The following is an 18,871-nucleotide window of genomic DNA, read 5'->3' as shown; positions in this document are numbered from 1 at the left end:
GGGTGGTCGGGGACGTGACGTACGTCGAGCCCGGGGGCTCCTGGCGGCCGTTCTGGCTGGTCGCCGGGGTCCTCGGGCTCTTCCTGCTCGGGGACCTGCTGCTGCCCGGGCCGGACGTCCCGCCGCTGGTCTGGGCGCTCACCCTGGTCGCGGTGCCCGGCGTGGTCGCGATCGGTTGCCTGTCCGCCCGCCGGGTGTGGACGGTCCGGGTGGACGCCGACGGCCTGGCGGTGGGCCGCGAGCAGGTGCCGCTGCGCGACGTCGACGCCGCCGCGCTGCGGGAGGCCGACGCCGGGGTGGATGCCGGTGCCCCCGTGCTCGGCGGGGGCTGGTCGCTGCCGCGGGGCCGCACCGGGCTGCCGCTGCGGCTGGCCGACGGTCGGACGGTGCTGGTCCCGACCCGCGACCCCGCGGCGCTGCGGGCCGCCCTGCTCGGGAGTGTGCGCGATGCCTCCGACCGCTCGCCGGGCGCAGAGGGGACACTGGGGACGTGACCTCGCTGGACAGCCCGCCCTACACCTACGAGGCCCCGGTTTCCGCCGGCCTCTTCGCCCGCGGTCAGGACGTCACCCCGGGCGGGGTGAACAGCCCGGTGCGCGCCTTCCGCGCCGTCGGCGGCACGCCGCGCTTCATGGCCGAGGCCTCCGGTCCCTGGATCACCGACGCGGACGGGCGGCGCTACGTCGACCTGGTCAGCTCGTGGGGGCCGATGATCCTTGGCCACGCGCACCCCGCCGTCGTCGAGGCGGTGACCGCGGCCGCGCGTCGCGGCCTGTCCTTCGGCGCCCCCACCGAGGGCGAGCTGGAGCTGGCCGAGGAGATCCGCAACCGCGTCGCGCCGGTCGAGCGCGTGCGGCTGGTCAACTCCGGCACCGAGGCGGTGCTCTCGGCCGTGCGGCTGGCGCGCGGGGTGACGGGCCGCCCGCTCCTGGTCAAGTTCGCCGGCAACTACCACGGCCACGTCGACGCGCTGCTGGCCTCGGCCGGCTCCGGGGTGGCCACGCTGGGCCTGCCCGACACCCCCGGGGTGACCACGGGGGCCGCCGCGGACACCATCGTGCTGCCCTACAACGACGTCGCCGCCGTCGAAGCGGTCTTCGCCGAGCGCGGCGACGCCATCGCGGCCGTGGTTAGCGAGGCCGCGCCCGGCAACATGGGCGTGGTGCCGCCGCTGGACGGCTTCAACACCGAGCTGCGGCGGATCACGGCGGCGCACGGTGCGCTGCTGGTGCTCGACGAGGTCATGACCGGCTTCCGGGTGTCGGCGTCGGGCTGGTACGGCCTCGACCCGGTCGACGCCGACCTGTTCACCTTCGGCAAGGTCATGGGCGGGGGGCTCCCGGCGGCGGCGTTCGGTGGCCGCGCCGATCTCATGGAGCACCTCGCGCCGAGCGGGCCGGTCTACCAGGCCGGCACCCTCTCGGGGAACCCGGTGGCGGTCGCGGCCGGCCTGGCCACCCTGCGGAACTGCACCGACGAGGTCTACGCGCAGTGCGACGAGGTCTCCGCCGTGCTGCGCGGGGCAGCGAGCGCGGCGCTGTTCGCCGCCGGTGTGCCGCACCGGGTGCAGCAGGCCGGCAACATGTTCTCGGTCTTCTTCGTGCCCGACGAGCGCCAGGTCCGGGACTACGACGACGCCCGCACCCAGGACGTCTCCCGCTACACCGCCTTCTTCCACGCCCTGCTGGCCCGCGGGGTGTACCTCCCGCCGTCGGCGTTCGAGGCGTGGTTCGTCAATGCGCAGCTTTCCGGCGAGGCCCTCGACCGGGTGCTCGAGGCGCTCCCGGCCGCGGCCCGGGCTGCCGCCGAGGCCGACGCCCACCGCACCGGCGCGATCGACAGCGAGCGCTCCTCGTGACCACCACCGTCGTCCACCTCCTCCGGCACGGCGAGGTGCACAACCCCGCCGGCGTGCTCTACGGCCGGCTGCCCGGCTACCGCCTCTCCACCGCCGGCGAGGCCATGGCCGTCGCGGCCGCGGAGTGGTTCAGCGGGCGGGACGTCGTCCACCTGGTGTCCAGCCCGCTGGAGCGGGCTCGGCAGACCATCCGCCCCCTGGCCGAGGCGACCGGGCTGGAGGTGCAGATCGACGAGCGGATCATCGAGGCCGGCAACGCGTTCGAGGGCCGGGTCGTCGGCGGGGGCGGCGGCGTCTTCCGGGCGCCCCGCAACTGGTGGAAGCTGCGCAACCCCTTCCAGCCCTCCTGGGGCGAGCCGTACGTGGAGATCGCCGCGCGCATGATCGCCGCGGTCGAGGCGGCCCGGGACGCCGCCCGCGGGCACGAGGCGGTGCTGGTCAGCCACCAGCTGCCCATCTGGGCCACCCGCCTGCACGTCGAGGGACGCCGGTTCGCCCACGACCCCCGCCGCCGGCAGTGCTCGCTGGCCAGCGTCACCTCGCTCACCTACGAGGACGACGACTTCGTGCGCGTCTCCTACGCCGAGCCGGCCGGCGCCACCGACCCCGACGCGGTGCCGGGCGCATGAGGCGGCTGCTGTCGGCCCTGCTGGCGGGCGCGATCCTCACCGGGTGCAGCACCGGCTCCGACGCGGTCGAGGTCAACAACGGCGGCGAGTTCCGGTTCGTCGAGGCCACCCCGGCCGGCGAGGTGATCCCGGCCGACGAGCGGGCGACCGCGCCGGAGTTCTCCGGCACCCTGCTGGGCGGCGGGGAGTTCTCGTCGGCGGCGCTGGCCGGGGACGTGGCCGTGCTGAACTTCTGGGGGTCCTGGTGCGGCCCGTGCCGGATCGAGACGCCCGAGTTCCAGGAGGTCTACGCCGAGGTGCGGGACGAGGGCGTGCAGTTCGTCGGGCTGAACGTGAAGGAGACCGACGAGCAGTTCGCGCTGGCCTTCGTCGAGCGCTTCGGCATCGAGTTCCCCTCGCTCTACGACCCGCGCGGCGAGGTGGCGCTGGCCTTCCGCGACTACCCGGCCAACGCCGTCCCCTCCACCATCGTGCTGGACCGCCAGGGCCGGGTCGCCGCCGTGTACACCGGGGCGGTGGCGCAGGACGACCTGCGCGCGGTGCTGGACCAGGTGCAGGCGGAGGAGGTCTGACGTGGGGGAGACCTTCGCCGGCCTGGTCACCGACGGGCCGCTGCTGGTGGCGGCGGCCGTCGCGGCGCTCGTCGGCCTGATCAGCTTCGCCTCGCCCTGCGTGCTGCCGCTCGTGCCCGGTTACCTCTCCTACGTCACCGGGCTGGTGGGCAGCGCCGCGACCACGGCCCCGGCTCCGGCTGCGTCCGCGCCCGCCGGGGGCAGCACGGCGGCCACCGCCACGGCGGTGCTCCCGGCGGCCGATCTGCGCCCGCCGCGGGGGCGGATGGTGCTCGGTGCCCTGCTGTTCGTGCTCGGCTTCACCGCGGTGTTCGTGACCATCAGCACGGCGTTCGGCGGACTCGGCCGGCTGCTCCTGGTGCACAACGAGCTCATCACCCGGGTGATGGGCGGCATCACGGTCCTCATCGGGCTGGCGTTCCTCGGCCGGGTGCCGTTCCTCCAGCGCACCGCGCGCCTGTCGACCCGGCCGGCGGCCGGGCTGGCCGGGGCCCCGCTGCTCGGGGTCGTCTTCGGGCTCGGGTGGACCCCCTGCATGGGGCCCACGCTGGCCGCCGTCCAGAACCTGGCCTTCGCCGAGGCCACCGCAGGCCGCGGGGCGCTGCTGGGGCTGGCCTACTGCCTGGGGCTGGGCGTGCCGTTCGTGCTCGTCGCCCTCGGTGCCCGCTGGGCCGTGGGGGCCACGACGTTCCTCCGCCGGCACGCGCAGGCGGTGACCCGCTTCGGCGGGGCCGTGCTGGTGGTGGTCGGGCTGCTCCTGGTGACCGGTGCGTGGACCGAGATGATGGGCTGGCTGCGCTCCTGGCTGGCCGCCACCGGGTTCGGGGAGTCGGCGCTGTGAGCATCGAGGCGCCCCCGCGCCCGGCCACCCCGACCCCGCCCGCCGGGCCCCCGGCCGGCCGTCGGCTGGGCGGCCTGCTGCTGCGCTGGTGGCGGCGGCTCACCGCGATGCGCACGGCGATCGTGCTGCTGTTCCTCCTGGCGCTGGCGGCCGTCCCGGGCTCGCTGCTGCCGCAGCGGTCGCTGTCCCAGAACAACGTCCGGCAGTACTTCGCCGACCACCCCGACCTGGCCCCGGTGCTGGACCGGCTCTACCTGTTCGACGTCTTCAGCTCGCCGTGGTTCGCCGCGGTCTACCTGCTGCTGTTCCTCTCGCTCATCGGCTGCGTCCTGCCGCGGGCCCGGGAGCACGCCCGCGCACTGCGCACCCCGCCGCCACCGGCTCCGCGGAACCTGCTCCGGCTCCCCGACGCCGATCGGTGGCCCGTGGCGCACGCCCCGGGGGCCGCGCTCGACGGCGTCGAGGAGGAGCTGCGGGTGCGGCGCTACCGGGTCGTGCGCCGCGAGACCGCGCGCGGCCCGGAGCTCTCGGCCGAGAAGGGCCACTTGAAGGAGACCGGGAACCTGGTCTTCCACCTCTCGCTGCTGGCCCTCCTGCTGAGCCTCGCGGGTGGGAAGCTGTGGGGCTACGAGGGCAGCATCCTGGTCACCGAGGGACAGGGGTTCTGCAACTCCTTCCAGCAGTACGACACCTACTCCGCGGGCCCGCTGGTCGACAGCGGCGACCTCAGCCCGCTCTGCGTCGACCTCGAGCAGTTCACCGCCGAGTACGAGGAGAACCTCACCGCCGCCTCGTTCACCGCGGACATCCGCTACGGCGAGCCCTCCGCCGAGGGGCGGCCGACCACCATCGGGGTCAACGACCCCCTCCGGGTCGACGGCGACCGGGTCTACGTGACCGGTCACGGCTTCAGCCCGACGTTCACCGTGACCGTGCCGGACGGGACGACCTTCACCGACCTCACCGTGCCCTTCCTGCCCAGCGACCAGCAGACGCTGGCCAGCGAGGGCGCGCTCAAGCTGCCCGACATCCCCGGCCGGGAGGAGCAGCTGGCACTGAAGGGCTTCTTCGCGCCCACGGGTCTGGTGCAGGGCGGCGTGCTGACCTCCGTCGACCCGCGGCCGCTGGCCCCGCAGGTCGCGCTGATCGCCTTCTCCGGCTACCTCGGCCTCGATTCCGGGCTGCCGCAGTCGGTGTACTCCCTCGACGAGAGCCAGATCGAGCGCGGCCGGCTGACCGAGGTGGGCTCGGCGAACCTCTCGGTGGGCGAGTCCCTGGACCTGCCCGACGGCACCCGCGTCACCTTCAGCGGGGTCAAGGAGTTCGCCGCCCTGCAGTTCTCCCACGACCCCGGCCAGGTGTGGGTGCTGGGCTCGGCGATCACCCTGCTGGCCGGCCTGCTGGGCATGCTCCTGCTGCGCCGGGAGCGCGTCTTCGCCCGGGCCGAGCCCGCCCCCGACGGCGGCGGTACCGTGCTCACGCTCGCCTCGCTGACGCGGGGTGGCGGCGAGAACGGCTCCCGGTTCGCCACGCTGTCCCACGACCTGCGGGACGCGCTGAGCGCCGCACCCGCCCGCACCGCACCTGAACCGGAGGTCCCCCCGCGTGACTGACTCCTCGCTGGCCGAGCTGTCCGACACCCTCTTCTCCGTGAGCGTCGCGCTCTACTCCGTCGCGCTGCTGGCCTTCTGCGCCCAGCTCGCGTTCGGCCGGCGGACGGTGCGCAGCCGCGAGCTCGCCGGTGTCGGCGCCGGGCCGGTCGCCCCCGAGCCCCCCGCCGCCCCGGCCGGGCAGGAGGCGCCGGAGACGGCGCAGGGCACCCGCTGGGGGCTCCTCGGCATGGCGCTGACCCCGCTGGGCGCGCTGGCCCACGCCGGCGTCCTCGTCGCCCGCGGCATGGCCACCGACCGGCTGCCCTTCGGCAACATGTACGAGTTCGCCACGGCCGTCGTGCTGGTCGCGGTGGTCGCCTACTTCGTGCTGGCGCTGCGCCAGCCCTCGCTGCGGCACATCGGCGTCTTCGTCCTCGGCCCGGTGATCCTCGCGATGGTGGGCATCGGCCTGTTCCTCTACGCCGAGGCGGGGCCGCTGGTCGCCGCGCTGCGGTCGAGCTGGCTGGGCATCCACGTGACGAGCGCGATCCTGGGCTCCGGCATCTTCCTGGTGAGCGGCATCGCCAGCGTCCTGTACCTGGTCCGCACCCGCCGCAGCGCCGCCGCGCCCGGCGCGGCTGGGGGGCTGCTCGACCGGCTGCCGTCCGCCGCGGGGTTGGACCGGGTGGCGCACCGCACCGCGGTGTTCGGCTTCCCGATCTACACGTTCGCGATGATCGCCGGCGCGATCTGGGCGGAGAGCGCCTGGGGCCGGTTCTGGGGCTGGGACCCCAAGGAGACCTGGATGTTCATCTCCTGGGTCGTCTACGCCGGCTACCTGCACGCCCGCACCACCCCCGGCTGGCGCGGCCGTCCCGCCGCCTGGACCAACGTGCTGGGGTTCGCCGTGGTGCTGTTCAACCTGCTGTACGTGAACATGGTCTCGACCGGCCTGCACAGCTACGGCGGGGTCTGAGCGCTCCCCCGTCCGGGGAGCAGTGCGGCGCGGGGCGGTGACCGATGTCGGACCTGCGTGCTTCCATGCCCTCATGGAGCTGATCAGCAGCGCACGGGCCCGCCGGGAGGTGCGGCGTGGGTAGGCACGCGGCGGCCGACGGGGAGGCGTCGCACCCGCTCGTCGCGGCCGCGCTCGCCGGCCGGGAGGCCGACGGTCCGGGCGCGCACCGCGGGAGCCCGCGGGGCGCGGCGGAGGAGGGCGACCTGGGCTGGCCGGGCGGCCCCACCCGCCAGGGCGGCGGCGGTCTCGGCTGGCCGGGGGACGCCGACGGCTCGGCGCCGGACGCGGGCACGTCTGAGGCGGGCCCGCGGCGCGGCTGGCGCCGCTTCTTCGGGACGACCCCGGCCGCCTGAGAGGGCCGCTCGCACGCTCGGCTCAGGCCCCGGGAAGGGCCCGGACGGCGTTACGTGGGGGAGCCGTCGTCCCGGCGCGCGCGGCGCTCGAGCTCCCGGAGGAACTCCGGGTCGTCATCGGGGGCCACGAATCGGACCGGTCCCCGGGGCCGCTGCGGCCGGCGCTCCGGGCGCGCGCTCCCCTCGGGGCCTGCGTTCGCCGCGGCGCGCACCACCAGTGCGACGACCACGACCGCCATCACGAGAACCACCAGGAACACCACGGGCCCACCCCCTCGTCGACCGCCAGCGTACGTCGGCGGCGATACTCGGTGCCGCGCAACGCAGATCCCATACCCGGGCAGGACGGAGAACCACCATCGACGCCGTGGACCAGCAGCTGATCGAGCTGCTGCGCGCCAACGGCCGGGCCAGCTACGCCGAGCTCGCGCGGCAGGTGGGGCTCTCCTCGCCCGCCGTGCACGAGCGGGTGGGCAAGCTGGAGGCGGCCGGGGTGATCACCGGGTACCGCGCCGTCGTCGACCCGGCGGCGGTGGGCCTGCACGTCACCGCGCTGGTCAGCGTCATCGAGAGCGACGCGGTCGACGACACCGGCGTCGAGGCGGGCCTGCGGGAGATCCCCGAGGTGGAGGACTGCTGGCGGGTCGCCGGCAGCGAGGGGTACGTGCTGAAGGTGCGCGTGACCGACATCCCGGCACTCGAGGCGGCCATCGACGCGTTGAACCGGATCAGAGGGGTCGCACGCACGAGGACGACGGTCGTTCTCTCGACCAAGTGGGAGGGCCGTCATGGCTGAGAACAACCCGAGCGCCGCCGGTGCACCGGTGAGCCCGGCCGGTGGCGCCGCGACGCCGCCGAAGGTCCTGCCGTGGCTGGTGATCTACACGGTCGGCCGCTTCGCGATCGCCGCGGCGCTCGTCCTGGTCCTCTGGTGGGCCGGGCTGGGCAGCTTCCCCGGCCTGCTGTTCGGGCTGCTGCTGTCGATGCCGGTCTCCTACGTGCTGCTGCGGCCCTCCCGCGACCGGCTCACCGAGGCGCTGGCGGCGCGCAGCATCGCGCGGCGCACGGCCAAGGAGGACCTGCGCGCTCGGCTCAGCGGGGACGCTCCGCAGTAGCAGCGCTCAGGAGAGGGCGAGGCCCGCGCCGAGCAGCACGCCGGTGACCAGGGTCAGCAGCCCGGTCGAGGCCAGGGCCCCGATGAGCGCCGGCCCGCGGCCGCCTCCCAGCACGGTCCGCACCGGGGCGAGCGCGAGCGGCGCGGCGGCCAGGGCCAGCAGCGCCCACGGCCGCGCGAGCCCCACCGCGGCGACGGCGGCGAACGGCACGACCAGCAGCGCGGCGTAGAGCACTCGGGTGCCCCGGTCGCCGAGCAGGACGGCGAGCGTGCGCTTGCCCACCCGGGCGTCGCCCTCGATGTCGCGCAGGTTGTTCACCACGAGGATCGCCACGATCAGCAGGCCGATGGGTACGGAGACGGCGAACGCCAGGCCGGGCAGGGTGCGGGTCTGCACGTACGTGGTGCCGACGACGGCGACCGGGCCGAAGAAGACGAAGACGAAGACCTCGCCCAGCGCCCGGTAGCCGTAGGGCAGCGGGCCGCCGGTGTAGGTCCAGGCCGCGGCGATGCAGACCGCCCCCACCGCGACCAGCCACCAGCTCGACAGCGCCGCCAGGGCCAGCCCGGCGACCCCGGCGACCGCGAAGGAGGCCAGCGCCGCCCCGAGCACCTGCCCGGATGGAGCTGCGCCGGAACCGACCAGCCGCATCGGACCGACCCGCTCGGCGTCGGTGCCGCGCCGGCCGTCGGAGTAGTCGTTGGCGTAGTTGACCCCCACCTGCAGCGCGAGGGCCACGACCAGCGCGAGCAGCGCGGGGCCGAGCCGGAAGCCGTCGAGCGCGACCGCGGCACCGGTGCCGACCAGCACCGGCGAGACCGCCGCCGGCAGGGTGCGGGGGCGGGCGCCGGCCAGCCACTGGGCAGGGGTGGCCATCAGACCTCCGGGGTGCGGGCCGCGACGGCGCGGCGGTCGGGCTTGCCCGTGTGCAGGGTGGGGATCGAGGCGATGAGCCGTAGCTCCCGGGGCGCGGCGGGGGCGCCCAGCCGCTCGGTCACCCACGGTCGCAGCTCGGCCAGGGTCGGTGCGCCGCCGGGCGCCGGGACGACGGCGGCGACGACCCGCTGACCCCACTCCGGGTCGGGTCGGCCGAAGACGACGGCGTCGGCGACGGCGGGGTGCTCGCGCAGCGCGGCCTCCACCGCTGCGGGCGGCACGTTGACGCCGCCGGAGATGACGACCTCGTCCAGCCGGCCGTGCACGGTGAGGCGGCCGTCGGGGCCGAGCGTGCCCGCGTCCCGGGTGCGGAACCAGCCGTCCGCGAACGCGGCCGCGGTCGCCTGCGGATCACCGCGGTAGCCGTGCGCCAGCACCGGGCCGGCCAGCTCGATCCCGTCGGTCACCCGCACGGTCACGCCGGCCAGCGGCAGGCCGTCGTAGACGCAGCCACCGGCGGTCTCGGTCATCCCGTAGGTGGTCACGACGGCGACGCCCGCGGCCCGGGCGCGGGCCAGCAGGGTCGGGTCGGTGGCCGCGCCGCCCACGAGCACCGCGTCGAAGGCGCGCAGCGCATCCGGTTCGGCGTCCAGCGCGCGGCGCAGCTGGGTGGGGACGAGGGAGGTGTACCGGCGGTCGCCGGCCGGCATGCGGGCGACGGCGTCGGTCAGCGGCTCCCCGGCACCGAGGCGGGTGGCGCTGCGCCCGCCGAGCAGGCCGCGACAGAGGACCTGCAGCCCGGCGATCGCCGACACGGGCAGGCTGAGCAGCCAGCTGCCCGGGCCGCCGAGCCGGTCGAGGGTCGCGGCCGCGGACGCCCGCAGCGCGGCGGCCGACAGCAGCACCCCGCGACCGTTCCCGGTGGAGCCGGAGGTCACGACGACGAGGTCGGTGCCCGGCTCGAGCGGCTCGTCGGGGCGAAGCGCGGCGCGGGCGGCGTCGACGACGGCCGGGGGACCGGCGGGCAGCACGGCCAGCGGGCGCTCGCCGTCCAGCGCCGCGCGGACGTCGTCGTCGGAGAGCTCGGCCGCGGGCACGAGGGTGAGGTGCCGAGCCACGAGGGACGAGCCTATGCGGCCCCCTGCAGGGGCCCGCCACGAGCCTGCGAGTGGTGGGGGGCAGGGGGTCCTTCTCCTAGGCTGATCGCCATGACCGCCGCCGCCGCGCCCGCGCTCCCGGCGGAGATCACCGAGCTGGCCGTCTACGAGGTGCCGCTGCGCAGCCGCTTCCGGGGCATCGACGTGCGCGACGGCGTGCTGCTGCGCGGCCCGGCCGGCTGGGGCGAGTTCTCCCCGTTCTGGGACTACGACGCCACCGAGAGCCGCCGCTGGTGGGCCGCCGCGGTGGAGGGCGCGGTCAAGGGCTTCCCCGCGCCGGTGCGCGCGTCGGTGCCGGTGAACGTGACCGTGCCGGCGGTCGGCGCGCAGCGGGCGCACGCGATCGCGGCGGCGTCCGGCTGCCGCACCGCCAAGGTGAAGGTCGCCGAGCCGGGGCAGACCGCCGCCGACGACCGCGCCCGCGTCGAGGCCGTGCGCGACGCGCTCGGTCCCGGTGGCGCGATCCGGGTGGACGCGAACGCCGCCTGGGACGTCGACACCGCCGTGCGGCGGATCCGCGAGCTCGACGCCGCCGTCGGGCTGGAGTACGTCGAGCAGCCGTGCGCCACCCTCGCCGAGCTGGCCGCGCTGCGCCGGCGGATCGACGTGCGCGTCGCCGTGGACGAGGGCGTGCGCCGGGCGGCCGACCCGCTGGCGGTCGACCTGCGCGAGGCCGGCGACGTCGTCGTCCTGAAGGTGCAGCCGCTGGGCGGTGTGCGGGCGGCGCTGCGCGTCGCGGAGACCCACGGCCTGCCCTGCGTCGTCTCCTCGGCGCTGGAGTCCTCGGTCGGCATCGCCGCCGGGGTGGCGCTCGCCGCCACGCTGCCGGAGCTGCCCTTCGCCTGCGGCCTGGCGACCGTCGCGCTCTTCACCGGAGACGTCTGCTCGTCCCCGCTGCTGCCCGTGGACGGCGCGCTGCCGGTGGCCCGGCCCGAGCCGGACCGGCGCGCCGTCGTGGCGGGCGGCGAGGGCACCGCCGCCCGCTGGCGGGCCCGGATCGACGAGGTGCTCGCCGCGTGAACCCCGCCACCGCCTTCGCCCGCGTGCTGGTCGACGAGTTGGTGCGCGGCGGCGTCACCGACGCCGTGCTGGCGCCCGGCTCGCGGTCGGCGCCGGTGGCCCTGGCCCTCGCGGCGGCCGAAAGGGACGGCCGGCTGCGGATGCACGTGCGCCTCGACGAGCGGACGGCGGCGTTCCTCGCCCTCGGCCTGGCCAAGGGCTCCGGCCGCCCGGTGCCGGTGCTCACCACGTCCGGGACGGCGACCGCACACCTGCACGCCGCGGTGCTGGAGGCCGACGCGAGCGGGGTGCCGCTGCTGGCGCTGACCGCCGACCGCCCGCCGGAGCTGCGGGCCACCGGCGCCAACCAGACGATCGAGCAGGCCGGCCTGTACGGGGCGGCGGTGCGCTGGGCGGCCGACGTCGGCGTCCCCGAGGCCGGCCGGGAGGCCGAGCAGAACCGCTACTGGCGGTCCGTGGTGGCCAAGGCGCTCACCGTCGCCGCCGGCACGCTGTCGGCCGACGCCGGTCCGGTGCAGCTGAACCTCGCGCTGCGCGAGCCGCTGCTGCCCGACGAGGAACCCCCGGCCGAACTCGCGGCCCCGTGGGCCGGCCGGCCGGGAGGTGCGCCGTGGACGGTGGCCGAGCCGTCGGCCGGCTGGGCGGCGCGGGCCCGCCGGCTGCCCCCGCGGACGCTGGTGATCGCCGGTGACGGGCCTCTGCACGCCGCCCCGGGCCTCGCCGAGGGCTCGGCGTGGCCCGTCGTGGCCGAGCCGAGCAGCGGGCTCTGGGGGCGCCCGGGGAGCGTGCGCGGTGGCGTGCTGGCGCTCGGTGCGCCCGGCTGGCTGGCCGCGCACCGGCCCGAGCGGGTGCTGGTGGTGGGGCGGCCGACGCTCTCCCGCCCGGTCGGCGCCCTGCTGGCCGACCCCGCCGTCACCGTCGAGACGGTGAGCGCCTCGCCGCGGTGGGCCGACGCCGGCAGGTCGAGCAGCCACGTGGCCCGGCTGTTCGCCGGCGCCGATCCCGACGACCCGGTCGACGCCGACTGGGCGGCCGCCTGGCAGGCCGCCGCCGCCCGGGTCGGGGCCGCCGTCGACGCGGTGCTCGACGGCGCCCCGGCGCTGACCGCCGCCCGGCTGGCCCGCGACGTCGTCGCCGCCCTGCCCGCGGGCGCGCTGCTGGTGCTCGGGTCGTCCACGCCGGTGCGCGACGTCGACCGGCTGGCCGTGCCCCGGGACGACGTGACGGTGCTGGCCAACCGCGGGGTCGCGGGCATCGACGGGACGATCTCGACCGCCGTGGGCGCGGCGCTCGTCCACGCCGGTCCCGCGTACGCGCTGATGGGCGACCTGACGTTCCTCCACGACCTGACCGGGCTGCTGCTCGGCGAGGGCGAGCGCCGCCCGGACCTGACGGTCGTCGTGCCGGACAACGACGGCGGCGGCATCTTCGCCCAGCTGGAGCCGGGGCAGGACCGGTTCGCCGCGGACTACCGGCGGGTCTTCGGCACCCCGCACGGGCGCGACCTGGTGGCGGTGGCGGAGTCGCTGGGCTGGCCGGCGACACGGGTGTCCACGCCGGCGGAGCTCACGGCGGTGCTCGGCCTGGGGGGTCCGCAGGTCGTCGTCGTCGGCACCGACCAGCGCGCCGAGGCGGCGCTGGCCCAGGACCTGCGGCGCGCCGCTGCGGCGGCGCTGGGGGAGTAGCCCCCGCCGCTCTGGGGGTGCTCCTCCTGCTGGAGGAGTCCTGCAAACCGCCCAGAGCGTGTGCAGCAGCCCCAGAGCGCGCGGCTCAGCCCTCGAGCGCGGCCTGGAACGCGGCGAACTTCGACTGGGTCTCGGCCAGCTCCGCGGCCGGGTCGGAGCCGGCGACGATGCCGCAGCCGGCGAAAAGCCGCGCCCCGTCGTCGCCGACCAGCTCGGCGCAGCGCAGCGCGAGGCCGAACTCGCCGTCGCCGGTCGAGTCCAGCCAGCCGACCGGTCCGGCGTACCGGCCGCGGTCCATGCCCTCGAGCTCGCCGATGAGCGCGGCGGCGTCCGGCGTGGGGGTGCCGCAGACGGCCGCCGTCGGGTGCACCGCGCCGACCAGCTCCAGCAGCCCGGCCGAGCCGCGCTGGGTGCCGACGACGTCGGTGGCCAGGTGCCGCACGTTGGCCAGCGTGAGCAGCTCCGGCTCCGGCGGTGCCGTCAACTCGTGGCAGTACGGCTGCAGTGCCCGCACCAGGGAGTCGACGGCGAGGCCGTGCTCCGCGCGGTCCTTCCCCGAGTCCATCAGGGCCGCGGCCAGCCGCTCGTCCTCGGCGCCGGCCCCGCGCGGCGCGGTCCCGGCCAGCACGCGCGAGGAGAGCCGCCGGCCGGTGCGGCGCAGCAGCAGCTCCGGCGTGGCGCCCAGCAGGCCGTCGACGGCGAAGGTCCAGCACCCCGGGAACCGGGCGGCCAGCCGGCGCAGCATTCGCCGGGGGTCGAGCGGGACGTCGGAGGAGACGAGCAGGTCGCGGGCGAGCACGACCTTCTCCAGCTCGCCGGCGTCGATGCGGGTGACGGCGGCGGCCACCGCGGCGCACCAGCTCGCGGGGTCCAGCGCCCCGTCGGCGTAGCGCAGCCGGGGCGCCGGGCCGTCGTCGGCAGGGGTCGGGTCCGGCAGCTCCGGTGCGGCCCCGACGGCGGTGATCCAGCCGACGCCGTCCCGCCGCCCGACGACGACCTCGGGGACGACGAAGACCGACGTCCCCGCGACCGGGTCGAAGGCGATGCTCGCGAACAGCACCGGGCCCGAGCCGGGGACGCGCAGCTCGTCGGCGACGTCGAGGCCGGCGGTGAACCGGTCCCACCACTCGGCGGCCTCGGCCAGCGCGCGCGGGCCCGAGACCTCCAGCCGCGCCGCCTCGCCCCAGCCGACCAGGCCCTCACCGTGGCGCACCCAGGAGAGGCCGCCGCGGACCGGGAGCAGGTCGAGCAGTTCGCCGGCCGCGTCGGAGCGGACCGTGGTGACGGTGCGCGACGCCGCCGCCGGGGAGGTCAGGGCGGCGGCAGTCACGTGATCAGAGTAGGAGGCCTTGTAGCGTCGATGCCGTGGCAGACCGGCGAGAGAACCCGCACACCGCCGGCCTGCGGGCCGGGCTGGACAAGCGACCGGCCGAGGTCGCGGCGATGTTCGACCGGGTCGCGCAGCGCTACGACGTCACCAACACCGTCCTCTCCGCGGGGCTGGACGCCTCCTGGCGACGGGCCACCCGCGAGGCGCTGGGGGCCCGGCCGGGCCAGACGGTGCTGGACGTCGCGGCCGGGACGGCGGTCTCCACCGTCGAGCTCGCCGCCGGCGGAGTGACGGCGATCGCCTGCGACTTCTCCCAGGGCATGCTGCGCGCCGGGGCCGCGCGACCGGTGCCCAAGGTGGCCGGTGACGCGATGGCGCTGCCGCTGGCCGCCGAGAGCGTGGACGGCGTGGTCATCTCCTTCGGCCTGCGCAACGTGGCCGACCCCGACGCCGCGCTGCGGGAGTTCGCCCGGGTGACCAAGCCCGGCGGGACGCTGGTGGTCTGCGAGTTCTCCAGCCCCACCTGGTCGCCGTTCCGCACCGTCTACACCGAGTACCTGATGAAGGCGCTGCCCCGCATCGCCCGGGCGGTGAGCAGCAACCCCGAGGCCTACGTCTACCTGGCCGAGTCGATCCGCGCCTGGCCCGACCAGGCGGCGCTCGCCGGCCGGCTGCAGGACGCCGGCTGGGCCGACGTCGCCTGGCAGAACCTCACCGGGGGGATCGTCGCGCTGCACCGTGCCCGCAAGCCCTGAGGGCCTCCGGGGGTGCAGCGGCGGGACGGCCTCGGCGGGACGAGCGCCGGTGCCCGACGACCCCGCGCGCCCCCTTCCCAGCCGCTCCGGCCGTTAGCCGCCCGGCGGGCCGGGTAGCCGGACCACATGGCTGGAGACCGGAGACCTTTCGCAGATCGCCGGGAGGCGGGCCGGGCGCTCGCCGCGCGGCTGGTCGACGACGACCTGGTCACCCCCGGGCACGGCGACGTGGTCGTACTCGGCCTGCCGCGGGGCGGGGTCGTCGTGGGGGCGGAGGTGGCCGCCGCCCTCGACGCAGCGCTCGACATCGTCGTCGTCCGCAAGGTCGGCCTGCCCTGGCAGCCGGAGCTCGCCATGGGCGCGATCGCGGCCGTGGGGGACGAGATCGAGACCGTCCGGCAGGAGAGCGTCATCGACCGCGCCGGGGTGGGCGCGGCCACCTTCGAGGACGTCCGCACCCAGGAGGTGTCCGAGCTGCGCCGGCGCACCGAGGCCTATCGCGGCGACCGCCCGCCGCCGGTCCTGGCCGGCCGCCGCGTCGTCCTGGTCGACGACGGGTTGGCCACCGGCTCGACCATGCGCGCCGCGGTCGCCGCCGTCCGCCGCCAGGACCCCGCGCACCTGACCGTCGCCGTCCCCGTGGCCTCGCCGAACGCCTGCCGGCAGATCACACCGGACGTCGACGAACTGCTCTGCCTCTGGGCCCCCGCGGACTTCTCCGCCGTCGGCCAGGGCTACGCCGACTTCCGACCGACCGAGGACGACGAGGTGCGCGCGGCCCTCGCGCAGGCCCGCCCCGGTGAGCCGGAGGAGCGCGACGGTGCCGGCTGACGAGGGCGCGCCCGGCTTCCAGGAGGACGTCGTCGTCGACGTGCCCGGGGCGGCGTTGCGCGCCGACCTCGTCGGCCCCGCCGATCCGCGCGGTGTGGTGGTCTTCGCCCACGGCAGCGGGAGCAGCCGGCGAAGCCCGCGCAACCAGCAGGTCGCCGAGGGGCTGCACGCCGCCGGGTACGCCACCGTGCTGCTGGACCTGCTGACCCTCGCCGAGGAGGAGGTCGACGCGCGCACGCGCGAGCACCGGTTCGACATCCCGCTGCTGGCCGGGCGGCTCACCGGCGCCGTCGACTGGCTGCTCGGCCGGCCCGGCCTCGCGACCCTGCCGGTCGCCACCTTCGGTGCCAGCACCGGTGCGGCGGCCGCCCTGATCACCGCCGCCGAGCGACCGGAGAGGGTCCGGGCGGTGATCTCCCGCGGTGGCCGTCCCGATCTGGCCGGCAGCGCGCTCGACCAGGTGCGGGCGCCCGTGCTGCTGGTCGTCGGGGGCGCGGACGCCCAGGTCGTCGAGCTCAACCGGCAGGCCGCCGCCCGGCTCACCGTCGACCACGAGGTCGCGATCATCCCCGGCGCCACGCACCTGTTCCCCGAGCCCGGCGCGCTCGAGCAGGTGATCGACCGCTCCGCGGCCTGGCTGAGCACCTGGTTGCCGGCGCCTTCCTGATGCCCGGACCGGCCGCCCGGTGCGGGGCCGCGCTGAGGTCGCCGGGGCCCTGCGCCGAGGGGGGGTCTGTCGGCTAGATCACATCGCGGCCTAGACTCGGGACCGAGCGGTTTGTGAACTCTTTCACAAGCTGCACCGGGCTCGACGACGGACCGGAGGGGTGGCATGACGCGGACCGCAGCGGCGCACGCCGCCGACGTCGTGGTCGTCGGTGCCGGGCCGGCCGGCTCCAGCGCGGCCTGGCACCTCGTCCGCGCGGGCCTGGATGTCGCGCTGCTGGAGAAGGCCGACTTCCCGCGGGAGAAGGTCTGCGGTGACGGGCTGACGCCGCTGAGCCGGGGTCCGGCGTACACCCGGGGGCTGCTGCTGCTTGCCGGGGACGCCGCCGGCACGGTGAACCCCTGCAACCGGGACGGCGCGGGAGGCGGTCCTGCGGCGGTACCCCGGCCGGCTGCGCGCCGAGCTGGGCCGCCTCCACCGGCTCGGCCTGGGCTTCCTGGCGCTGCTGGCCCGGCCAGCAGTGGTCCGGCTCGCCATGGCCCGGGGGCTGCGCCGCCCCGCGCTCACCGACGCCGCGCTGCGGGTGATGGGCAACCTGACCGACGGCCGCGACGGCGACGCGATCGACCGCGCGCTGGCCGTGCTCCTGCGACTCACCCCGGCGACGTGAGGGAGCTGCCATGACGACCGGCCGGCACGACACTCCGTATCCCGACCATGACCAGGCCGTGACCGACATCACCCTAGGGTGCAGCTGATGCTCTCGACCTACGCCCCGCTCGTCGGCCTGTTCGTGCTGGCCGCGGCGTTCGCGCTGTTCTCGGTCGTCGTCGCGCCGTTCGTCGGGCCGCGCCGCCACAACCGGGCCAAGCTGGCCGCCTACGAGTGCGGCATCGAGCCGGTCGACCAGCCGCTCACCGGCGGCCGCTTCCCGGTGAAGTACTACCTGACCGCGATGCTCTTCATCGTCTTCGACATCGAGATCGTCTTCCTCTACCCGTGGGCCGTCGCCAACGACGCGCTGGGGGTGTGGGGGCTGGCCGCGATGGCCGTGTTCCTCGGCACCGTCTTCCTCGCCTTCGCCTACGAGTGGCGGCGCGGCGGACTCGAGTGGGACTGACAGGGGACTGACATGGGACTCGAGGAGAAGCTGCCGAGCGGCGTCCTGCTGACCAGCGTGGAGAAGCTGGTCAACTGGACCCGCAAGTCGTCGCTGTGGCCGGCGACCTTCGGCCTGGCCTGCTGCGCCATCGAGATGATGGCCTCCGGTGCGGGCCGGTACGACCTCGCCCGTTTCGGCATGGAGGTCTTCCGGGCCTCGCCGCGGCAGGCGGACCTGATGATCGTGGCCGGCCGGGTGAGCCAGAAGATGGCGCCGGTCCTGCGGCAGATCTACGACCAGATGCCCGAGCCCCGCTGGGTGCTGGCGATGGGCGTCTGCGCCAGCTCCGGCGGCATGTTCAACAACTACGCGATCGTCCAGGGCGTCGACCACGTCGTCCCCGTGGACATGTACCTGCCCGGCTGCCCGCCGCGGCCGGAGATGCTGATGGACGCCATCCTCAAGCTGCACCACAAGATCCAGCACGAGCCGCTGGGGGAGAAGCGGGCCCGCCAGCAGCAGCAGGCCCGCGAGGACGGCACGGCCAAGGACCTGCTGGTCGAGATGCCGTCGACCGTCCGCGTCGACAAGGAGGCCCGCCGCGCCTACGAGCAGGCGGCCGCCGAGGGGCGCACCGGGCAGTTCGGGATCGAGCGGCGCGGCGGCAACGCCGTCCTGCTCCCGGACGAGCGGGGTGGCCGGCGATGAGCAACGACGGCGGCTCGAACGTCGTCCCCGGTCGCGAGGAGGCCGGCTACGACGACAGCACCGCGCCGTCCGGCGGTTTCCGGAAGGGCGCCTTCGGGGTCAGCGGCAGCGGTGACACCTCGGGGTTCGGTGGCCTGGTGCGGGTGGAGCCCGGCGGCGCGGTCGCGCTGCACTCCACCGACCGGCCCTACGGCGGGTACTTCGACGAGGTCACCGACGCGCTGATCGAGGCCGTGGGGGAGGCCACCTACGCCGCCGCGGTGCAGCGCGTGCTGGTCGACCGGGGCGAGATCACCTACTTCGTCGCCCGGGAGCACCTGCTGACCCTGGTGCAGGCGCTGCGGGACGACGAGGCCCTGCGCTTCGAGCTGTGCAGCAGCCTCTCCGGCGTCGACTACCTCGACAGCGGCGGCCCCGAGGTGACGCCCGGCCGGCCCCGGCTGCACGTCGTCTACCACCTGACCTCGATGACCTACCGGCGCCGCATCCGGCTGGAGGTGGCGGTCACCGCGGAGGACCCGCACGTCCCGTCGGTGACCGGCGTCTACCCGACGGCGGACTGGCACGAGCGGGAGACGTTCGACATGTTCGGCGTCGTCTTCGACGGCCACCCGGCGCTGACCCGGATCCTCATGCCCGACGACTGGGACGGCCACCCCCAGCGCAAGGACTACCCGCTCGGCGGGATCCCGGTGGAGTACCACGACGCGACGATCCCGCCGCCGGACACGCGGCGGGCCTACCGGTGACGGGGGTCTACCG

At 76.1% G+C, this 18,871-nt stretch carries 23 protein-coding genes and 1 pseudogene; 20 read left to right on the top strand and 4 right to left on the bottom strand.

Going from position 1 to position 18,871, the window contains the following annotated elements; genetic code table 11:
- Positions 1-14: 14 nt before the first annotated feature.
- The 8 genes from ACI8AP_RS09695 to ACI8AP_RS09660 all read left to right on the top strand — a co-directional run bounded on the left by ACI8AP_RS09695 (position 15) and on the right by ACI8AP_RS09660 (position 6,863).
- Positions 15-494, top strand: coding sequence for a hypothetical protein (locus tag ACI8AP_RS09695; protein ID WP_456589128.1), 480 nt, complete (start codon positions 15-17; stop codon positions 492-494).
- On the top strand, positions 491-1,858 hold the full coding sequence (gene hemL / locus ACI8AP_RS09690; protein ID WP_456589127.1) for a glutamate-1-semialdehyde 2,1-aminomutase: 1,368 nt from the start codon (positions 491-493) through the stop codon (positions 1,856-1,858). Before ACI8AP_RS09695 ends, hemL begins: the two co-directional genes overlap by 4 nt.
- The gene (locus ACI8AP_RS09685) at positions 1,855-2,487 is read left to right on the top strand and encodes a histidine phosphatase family protein (RefSeq protein WP_456589126.1); all 633 of its coding nucleotides are present in this window, start codon (positions 1,855-1,857) and stop codon (positions 2,485-2,487) included. The genes hemL and ACI8AP_RS09685 overlap by 4 nt, the downstream gene beginning before the upstream one ends.
- Positions 2,484-3,059 carry a TlpA family protein disulfide reductase gene (locus ACI8AP_RS09680; protein WP_456589125.1) on the top strand — a complete coding sequence of 192 codons (576 nt, stop codon included), beginning with the start codon at positions 2,484-2,486 and terminating at the stop codon, positions 3,057-3,059. The genes ACI8AP_RS09685 and ACI8AP_RS09680 overlap by 4 nt, the downstream gene beginning before the upstream one ends.
- 1 nt (position 3,060) lies before the next feature.
- Positions 3,061-3,900 carry a cytochrome c biogenesis CcdA family protein gene (locus tag ACI8AP_RS09675; protein ID WP_456589124.1) on the top strand — a complete coding sequence of 280 codons (840 nt, stop codon included), beginning with the start codon at positions 3,061-3,063 and terminating at the stop codon, positions 3,898-3,900.
- A complete protein-coding gene (gene resB / locus ACI8AP_RS09670) occupies positions 3,897-5,513 on the top strand; it encodes a cytochrome c biogenesis protein ResB (RefSeq protein ID WP_456589123.1) in 1,617 nt (538 codons plus the stop codon). The genes ACI8AP_RS09675 and resB overlap by 4 nt, the downstream gene beginning before the upstream one ends.
- Entirely contained in the window at positions 5,506-6,468 is a 963-nt protein-coding gene (ccsB, locus tag ACI8AP_RS09665) for a c-type cytochrome biogenesis protein CcsB (RefSeq protein ID WP_456589122.1), read from the top strand. Before resB ends, ccsB begins: the two co-directional genes overlap by 8 nt.
- 116 nt (positions 6,469-6,584) lie before the next feature.
- Positions 6,585-6,863: a hypothetical protein gene (locus ACI8AP_RS09660; protein ID WP_456589121.1), complete on the top strand. Its 279-nt coding sequence runs from the start codon at positions 6,585-6,587 to the stop codon at positions 6,861-6,863.
- A gap of 50 nt (positions 6,864-6,913) precedes the next feature.
- On the opposite strand, the gene ACI8AP_RS09655 is transcribed toward ACI8AP_RS09660, so the two are convergent.
- Entirely contained in the window at positions 6,914-7,126 is a 213-nt protein-coding gene (locus tag ACI8AP_RS09655; protein ID WP_456589120.1) for a hypothetical protein, read from the bottom strand.
- A gap of 104 nt (positions 7,127-7,230) precedes the next feature.
- On the opposite strand from ACI8AP_RS09655, the gene ACI8AP_RS09650 reads away from it, so the two are divergent.
- Together ACI8AP_RS09650 and ACI8AP_RS09645 are read left to right on the top strand one after the other, a co-directional pair.
- Positions 7,231-7,659, top strand: coding sequence for an Lrp/AsnC family transcriptional regulator (locus ACI8AP_RS09650; RefSeq protein WP_456589119.1), 429 nt, complete (start codon positions 7,231-7,233; stop codon positions 7,657-7,659).
- The gene (locus ACI8AP_RS09645) at positions 7,652-7,978 is read left to right on the top strand and encodes a DUF4229 domain-containing protein (protein WP_456589118.1); all 327 of its coding nucleotides are present in this window, start codon (positions 7,652-7,654) and stop codon (positions 7,976-7,978) included. The genes ACI8AP_RS09650 and ACI8AP_RS09645 overlap by 8 nt, the downstream gene beginning before the upstream one ends.
- A gap of 6 nt (positions 7,979-7,984) precedes the next feature.
- Here the strand turns inward: ACI8AP_RS09645 and ACI8AP_RS09640 are convergent, their stop codons facing one another.
- Together ACI8AP_RS09640 and menE are read right to left on the bottom strand one after the other, a co-directional pair.
- Complete coding sequence (locus ACI8AP_RS09640) at positions 7,985-8,854, bottom strand: 1,4-dihydroxy-2-naphthoate polyprenyltransferase (protein ID WP_456589117.1); 870 nt, start codon at positions 8,852-8,854, stop codon at positions 7,985-7,987.
- Entirely contained in the window at positions 8,854-9,972 is a 1,119-nt protein-coding gene (gene menE, locus ACI8AP_RS09635) for an o-succinylbenzoate--CoA ligase (RefSeq protein ID WP_456589116.1), read from the bottom strand. The genes ACI8AP_RS09640 and menE overlap by 1 nt, the downstream gene beginning before the upstream one ends.
- A gap of 90 nt (positions 9,973-10,062) precedes the next feature.
- Between menE and ACI8AP_RS09630 the strand changes: the two genes are divergently transcribed.
- Positions 10,063-11,031, top strand: coding sequence for an o-succinylbenzoate synthase (locus tag ACI8AP_RS09630; protein WP_456589115.1), 969 nt, complete (start codon positions 10,063-10,065; stop codon positions 11,029-11,031).
- A complete protein-coding gene (gene menD, locus ACI8AP_RS09625; protein WP_456589114.1) occupies positions 11,028-12,716 on the top strand; it encodes a 2-succinyl-5-enolpyruvyl-6-hydroxy-3-cyclohexene-1-carboxylic-acid synthase in 1,689 nt (562 codons plus the stop codon). The genes ACI8AP_RS09630 and menD overlap by 4 nt, the downstream gene beginning before the upstream one ends.
- A gap of 85 nt (positions 12,717-12,801) precedes the next feature.
- On the opposite strand, the gene ACI8AP_RS09620 is transcribed toward menD, so the two are convergent.
- Positions 12,802-14,046 (bottom strand): isochorismate synthase, encoded by a 1,245-nt coding sequence (locus ACI8AP_RS09620; protein ID WP_456589113.1) that lies wholly within the window; start codon positions 14,044-14,046, stop codon positions 12,802-12,804.
- Between the two features lie 35 nt (positions 14,047-14,081).
- On the opposite strand from ACI8AP_RS09620, the gene ACI8AP_RS09615 reads away from it, so the two are divergent.
- From ACI8AP_RS09615 to ACI8AP_RS09580, 8 genes and pseudogenes are all read left to right on the top strand, one after another.
- The gene (locus ACI8AP_RS09615) at positions 14,082-14,801 is read left to right on the top strand and encodes a demethylmenaquinone methyltransferase (RefSeq protein WP_456589112.1); all 720 of its coding nucleotides are present in this window, start codon (positions 14,082-14,084) and stop codon (positions 14,799-14,801) included.
- Between the two features lie 126 nt (positions 14,802-14,927).
- Positions 14,928-15,632 carry a phosphoribosyltransferase gene (locus ACI8AP_RS09610; RefSeq protein WP_456589111.1) on the top strand — a complete coding sequence of 235 codons (705 nt, stop codon included), beginning with the start codon at positions 14,928-14,930 and terminating at the stop codon, positions 15,630-15,632.
- The gene (locus ACI8AP_RS09605) at positions 15,622-16,299 is read left to right on the top strand and encodes a dienelactone hydrolase family protein (RefSeq protein ID WP_456589110.1); all 678 of its coding nucleotides are present in this window, start codon (positions 15,622-15,624) and stop codon (positions 16,297-16,299) included. The genes ACI8AP_RS09610 and ACI8AP_RS09605 overlap by 11 nt, the downstream gene beginning before the upstream one ends.
- A 165-nt stretch (positions 16,300-16,464) precedes the next feature.
- Positions 16,465-16,599 (top strand): annotated as a pseudogene (locus tag ACI8AP_RS09600) (NAD(P)/FAD-dependent oxidoreductase); the annotation flags it as partial.
- A gap of 235 nt (positions 16,600-16,834) precedes the next feature.
- A complete protein-coding gene (locus ACI8AP_RS09595) occupies positions 16,835-16,969 on the top strand; it encodes a hypothetical protein (protein WP_456589197.1) in 135 nt (44 codons plus the stop codon).
- An 87-nt stretch (positions 16,970-17,056) separates the two neighbouring features.
- On the top strand, positions 17,057-17,419 hold the full coding sequence (locus tag ACI8AP_RS09590) for an NADH-quinone oxidoreductase subunit A (RefSeq protein WP_456589109.1): 363 nt from the start codon (positions 17,057-17,059) through the stop codon (positions 17,417-17,419).
- 12 nt (positions 17,420-17,431) lie between these two features.
- The gene (locus tag ACI8AP_RS09585; RefSeq protein ID WP_456589108.1) at positions 17,432-18,109 is read left to right on the top strand and encodes a NuoB/complex I 20 kDa subunit family protein; all 678 of its coding nucleotides are present in this window, start codon (positions 17,432-17,434) and stop codon (positions 18,107-18,109) included.
- Positions 18,106-18,858, top strand: coding sequence for an NADH-quinone oxidoreductase subunit C (locus ACI8AP_RS09580; RefSeq protein ID WP_456589107.1), 753 nt, complete (start codon positions 18,106-18,108; stop codon positions 18,856-18,858). Before ACI8AP_RS09585 ends, ACI8AP_RS09580 begins: the two co-directional genes overlap by 4 nt.
- Positions 18,859-18,871: the final 13 nt, after the last annotated feature.

The organism is Blastococcus sp. SYSU DS1021 (genome assembly GCF_054050995.1).
Note: the sequence above shows the minus strand (reverse complement) of the source record. Positions and strands in the feature narration are given on the sequence as shown.